Source organism: Lactiplantibacillus sp. C232, assembly GCF_023806725.1.
Classification (GTDB): Bacteria; Bacillota; Bacilli; order Lactobacillales; family Lactobacillaceae; genus Lactiplantibacillus; species Lactiplantibacillus plantarum.
Genome location: NZ_JAMSKZ010000042.1, coordinates 1 through 1,251, shown reverse-complemented (window position 1 = coordinate 1,251; position 1,251 = coordinate 1). Strand labels below are relative to the sequence as shown.

At 45.2% G+C, this 1,251-nt stretch carries 2 protein-coding genes; both read left to right on the top strand.

Annotated elements, in window-relative coordinates; all coding sequences use genetic code 11:
• The first annotated feature begins 58 nt into the window (after positions 1 to 58).
• Positions 59 to 967 carry a DnaD domain protein gene (locus tag MZO41_RS16505; protein ID WP_058906844.1) on the top strand — a complete coding sequence of 303 codons (909 nt, stop codon included), beginning with the start codon at positions 59 to 61 and terminating at the stop codon, positions 965 to 967.
• A complete protein-coding gene (locus MZO41_RS16500) occupies positions 964 to 1,251 on the top strand; it encodes a hypothetical protein (RefSeq protein ID WP_013355745.1) in 288 nt (95 codons plus the stop codon). Before MZO41_RS16505 ends, MZO41_RS16500 begins: the two co-directional genes overlap by 4 nt.

The following is a 1,251-nucleotide window of genomic DNA, read 5'->3' as shown; positions in this document are numbered from 1 at the left end:
CAGCAGTGACTGAATCCACCGAACGGGTGAAAGGCCCATTAGTAAAGGAGGGACGAATTTGGATTACTTCAAGCAACGACGAGCGTACCGCAATTTTAAAATGTATGAAGCGAGTGTCTCTAACGGCCAAAATAATCTGTATCGCGAGTTATTAGACTATGCGAACGATGAAGGCAAGTTGGACGTTCAGTTTCGCATGAAAAATTCGGCATTACTCAGTCTGACAGGACTATCCGAACCCGGCCTCGATAAAGCACGCAACTCATTAGTGCAACTAGGACTAATTAAATACGTTAGAGGCAAGAAAAATGTGAAACCGCCTGAATATCGCATTATTAATTTATATAGTAGGTCAGCTGGTTACCCAACCAGTAACCCAACTACAAGCCATAAAAGTAGGCCAACTGGTTTAGATAAAGTAGGTCAACCGGTTGGGCAAGGTGGAGGTCAACCAGTAGAACATAAAGAACTTACTAGTACTGACCCTGACTTGACTGATACTGACTCTTATGATGATGACGCGGGTGTCACGCGCGAGCAGGTCATTAACGATTGGACCAACCTGTGGGGATTTCCAAATGGTATTGCCCGACCTGAGATTGATGAATGGCTGGAAGAGTTCAAGCCTGAGGTGATTGCCTATGCAATTTGGGTTGCTGGAGAACATCAGATTGGATCTAATGCATGTTTGAAATACGTTCGTGCAATTGTTGCGGGTTGGAAGAAACGAAATATTACGACGTTAGAGCAGGCTAAAAAGGCTGCTGCTAATCATGACGACCGCATGAAGAGCGAAAGAAAACCTAGTGGCTATTCAAAACCACGCCGTAAAGAAGTTACGCCAAAGTGGATGCAAAGCGGTGCTTCTCAGGCGGATTCTAAGTCAAACTCAAGCGATAACGAGAAGGACGATATGAGCGACGAGGCATTCCTAGCGTTCATGAACAGTCAGGAGGAAGCTAAATGAATTGGGGTAACCAACTAGTCAAGTTAGCCGCTAACCATGCCTATGAATCGTCGGCACTGCATTGGACTAAGCAGCGCATGAAGAGACATCTAAAGGCTGGCGGTAGCGCGCAAGATGAAGTGTGCGCTCATGAGTACAAGCTATTTGCACTCGAGGTTTTAATTATTGAATATCAGCGGGATGGCTTAAATTTTGATTTGACCCAATGTTGGGGTAAGCCAGCCGAGTATTTTATTGATCTAGAGCAAGCTAGACAAGGATTGCAAACGGAGGTGAGCGCATGA

What these genes read in the sequence shown, in the direction of transcription:
- MZO41_RS16500 (WP_013355745.1), top strand. Translation starts at nt 964, where the DNA reads ATGAATTGGGGTAACCAACTAGTCAAGTTAGCCGCTAACCATGCCTAT.